This window comes from Moorena sp. SIO4E2, from assembly GCF_010671945.1.
Lineage (GTDB): Bacteria > Cyanobacteriota > Cyanobacteriia > Cyanobacteriales > Coleofasciculaceae > Moorena > Moorena producens.
Window position 1 is genome coordinate 1 of record NZ_JAAHIE010000771.1, and the last position, 2,914, is coordinate 2,914.

The 2,914-nt window shown below is 43.1% G+C and carries 5 protein-coding genes and 1 pseudogene; 4 read left to right on the forward strand and 2 right to left on the reverse strand.

What is annotated here, in order from left to right; genetic code table 11:
• Together F6K37_RS36925 and F6K37_RS36930 are read left to right on the forward strand one after the other, a co-directional pair.
• The coding region (locus F6K37_RS36925; RefSeq protein WP_287255953.1) for a 23S rRNA (guanosine(2251)-2'-O)-methyltransferase RlmB at positions 1–459 on the forward strand (459 nt) is incomplete at its 5' end.
• A gap of 79 nt (positions 460–538) precedes the next feature.
• Positions 539–823, forward strand: coding sequence for a DUF1816 domain-containing protein (locus tag F6K37_RS36930; RefSeq protein WP_008179783.1), 285 nt, complete (start codon positions 539–541; stop codon positions 821–823).
• Positions 824–862: 39 nt separating this feature from the next.
• On the opposite strand, the gene F6K37_RS36935 is transcribed toward F6K37_RS36930, so the two are convergent.
• Positions 863–1,429 carry a Uma2 family endonuclease gene (locus F6K37_RS36935; protein WP_044492281.1) on the reverse strand — a complete coding sequence of 189 codons (567 nt, stop codon included), beginning with the start codon at positions 1,427–1,429 and terminating at the stop codon, positions 863–865.
• Between the two features lie 245 nt (positions 1,430–1,674).
• On the opposite strand from F6K37_RS36935, the gene F6K37_RS36940 reads away from it, so the two are divergent.
• Complete coding sequence (locus tag F6K37_RS36940) at positions 1,675–1,890, forward strand: hypothetical protein (protein WP_044492282.1); 216 nt, start codon at positions 1,675–1,677, stop codon at positions 1,888–1,890.
• An 88-nt stretch (positions 1,891–1,978) separates the two neighbouring features.
• Entirely contained in the window at positions 1,979–2,197 is a 219-nt protein-coding gene (locus F6K37_RS36945) for a hypothetical protein (RefSeq protein WP_154659677.1), read from the forward strand.
• On the opposite strand, the pseudogene F6K37_RS36950 reads toward F6K37_RS36945, so the two are convergent.
• Positions 2,166–2,914, reverse strand: a pseudogene (locus F6K37_RS36950) (hypothetical protein); the annotation flags it as partial. The gene F6K37_RS36945 and the pseudogene F6K37_RS36950 overlap by 32 nt on opposite strands.

The following is a 2,914-nucleotide window of genomic DNA, read 5'->3' on the forward strand; positions in this document are numbered from 1 at the left end:
GAAATGACTCCTAAAAGAATAATTACTCTTCCGATCTCTCAAGGCTTAGTAATACCCCAACGTCGAGCTGTTGGTGTCACCTCAACTGTGAGGAAAGTGGCAGCAGGAGCTCTAGAAACCTTTCCTATTGCCAGAGTTGTCAATCTCAGTAATGCCCTAGAGCAGTTGAAAACTGCGGGCTTTTGGATTTACGGAACTGCTGCTGGCACTGGTAAACTTTTACACAAAGTTGATTTGACTGGTTCAGTAGTATTGGTAATAGGTTCAGAGGGGAATGGTTTAAGCCTAAGGTCACAAAGCTGCTGTGACATGTTAATTTCAATTCCATTACAGGGTAAGACCCCTAGCCTCAATGCCTCAGCAGCAACTGCTATGGTGTTATATGAAACCTATCGGCAGCGTTGGTCAGATTTACTGTATATCGATAGTACTTCCAATGAACAGATTGTAAAACAATAAAACTAAAGTAAATGGAGGATAAAAAGGTTTAAAAGCCGATTAAATTAACAGAGATTATCCTTGAAACTAGGTAGATTTCATGAAAGAAGCCTTAATCAAAATCTTCGACGTCTTAGGGTTAGCGTTTTGGGTGGAAATCATCACCGAAACCCCCAAGTGTACCTACTACTTTGGACCCTTTGTTAACCAGCAGGAGGCTCAGGCTGCCAAATATGGATACATTGAAGACTTAGAAGATGAAGGAGCTCAAGGCATTATAGTAACTCTCAAACGCTGCAAACCCACTAGACTAACAATTTTTGATGAGTTGCCAGAACAAACTGAGCTAGACGATTTGTCTAGCTTGAGTAAGCCGATTGTTTGAGAAAGGATGATTCCGCAGTTACTAACCTACTGAGGTCATTTAAAGCGGCAAAGCTAACTCAAAGTTAGGCAGAATAGTTTCCCCTGACAAAGTAACAGGAAATTTAGCAGTTTCAACAGCTTGATTGGGACGATATATTTCAACCTCTTTGCTCTGGGGGTTAATTAACCAGCCTAAACATAAACCACTGTTCAAATATTCTTGCATCTTTTCCTGTAGAGGCTTGAGGGAATCAGTGCGAGACCGTAGTTCAATTACAAAGTCCGGACAAATGGGGGGAAATCCCTCCTGTTGTTCAGGGGTTAAACTTTCCCAACGGTCTAGCCTGATCCAAGCAGCATCAGGGGATCGATCTCCTCCATTGGGTAAGCGAAAAATAGTTGAGGAGCTAAACACTTGACCTAGTTTGGTTTGATTATTCCATAACCACAACAGACTGATTAGACTTGCTTCTCGATTTCCGCTACATCCGCCTACAGGTGGCATGATGATTAGCTCTCCTTTGGCATTACGCTCAAGTTGTAGATTTTGATTCGCCTGACATAGATTGTGGAATTGTTGATCGCTTAGGTTGACTCTCTCTAGGTTAAGAACAACAGGCTGCATCATGACTGTCTCCTTAGTGGAATGATTAATATCAAGTCAGGTTGAATACCCATAATTACAGGGAGGCTGGGAAGTGTGGGGAGATGGGGAGATCTCATAAGGGTAGGTTTTTTACAAAGACCTCAGGTGTGGGGCGTGGGGTGTAGGGTGTGGGGTGTGGGGGTTCCAAGTATAGTTAGCATGTGATGGAAATTTGGTATACAATTACGTGGAGTTTTTAGCAAGCAAAAATACTTAGTATAAAGATGTTAACTTCTTCCGATCATATGACAGATTTATCCAATGCCCACTGGCAGAGCAATTCCCGTTCTGTTGTCACTGCTGACCCCCAGGTGAAGAAATTGATGACATCAGTTTATGGGGTTGACCAGCAAGTAAAGTACCTTCACTTACAGGCAGAAGTTGAATCCCTCTGGCAGCAGCAGCAATTACTCAAGCAACAACGGTTGGTTTTGAGTTGAACAAACTTCGCGGCATTTGCCCACCAGATCTAAAAGTAGGGTGGGCAAAGTTAATGGCTCTATAATTCTCACAAGAACCAAACGGTTTTTGCCCACCAGATCTAAAAGTAGGGTGGGCAAAGTTAATGGCTCTATAATTCTCACAAGAACCAAACGGTTTTTGCCCACCCTACAAGCTAAAAACTTTCTGTTTATTGAGCAAGAAAAACTCCCTATTCCCTATTCCCTATTCCCTGCTCCCTGCTCCCTGCTCCCTATTCCCTGCTCCCTGCTCCCTATTCCCTGTTCCCTCCTCCCCGATGCATAATTCGACCCAAAATTAAAGCAGTGACCGCACCAAATCCAACACCAACCAAAACATGAAATAGCACAAACCAGAAAGTGTAAGTCAAGCAAGGCTGGAGTTCAGCTCTAGGACATTTTTCTATCAATACATTCGGGTTTAGTTTGATCAAGATCGCTTCTAGAGGTTTAGCATCGGTTTGGGAAGAAATACCACTGACCCCTAAACCAATACCGACCGAGGCAATCCAACGTTCTAAACTTTTTTCTCGGGCTTGATCAGCCTTCTCCTTATCTCTTAAGGCTTTTTCCAAAGCGCGATCCCTTTCTGCCTGGTCAATTTCTACAATGCCTCGGATACTACCAAGCATCTGGTCAAATAGTTGCTGACCCGGTTTGAGATAATTGAGGTTGGTTTGAATCTGATTTTGAAACAGGTTGGTTCTTTGGTTGAGGAAGTCTTCTAAAAACTCGATATTATCGTATTTGAGACTATATTCACTGATTTTTGTGAGCCATGTCTCATAGTTGCTGACATTGGTAGCGATCGCAGTTTTGTGATCCTCCATGTCTCGCAGATAACCAGCATAGTCAAAGGTCTTTAGTGGCATCTCAGTCAGTTTCTGCTTCAGTTGCTCTAGCCTTGTTTCTGGATCCCTTGGCAATTCCTTGAAGCCTTTAACCTCTTCTTCGAGTTGCCCATAGAGTCCTCTAGTTTGGCGATAACACCAACGGGCTTGAT

Excerpts from the sequence above, each read along its gene's own strand:
- F6K37_RS36930 (WP_008179783.1), top strand. The coding sequence starts at position 539 with ATGAAAGAAGCCTTAATCAAAATCTTCGACGTCTTAGGGTTAGCGTTT.
- F6K37_RS36935 (WP_044492281.1), bottom strand. The coding sequence starts at position 1,429 with ATGCAGCCTGTTGTTCTTAACCTAGAGAGAGTCAACCTAAGCGATCAA.
- F6K37_RS36940 (WP_044492282.1), top strand. The coding sequence starts at position 1,675 with ATGTTAACTTCTTCCGATCATATGACAGATTTATCCAATGCCCACTGG.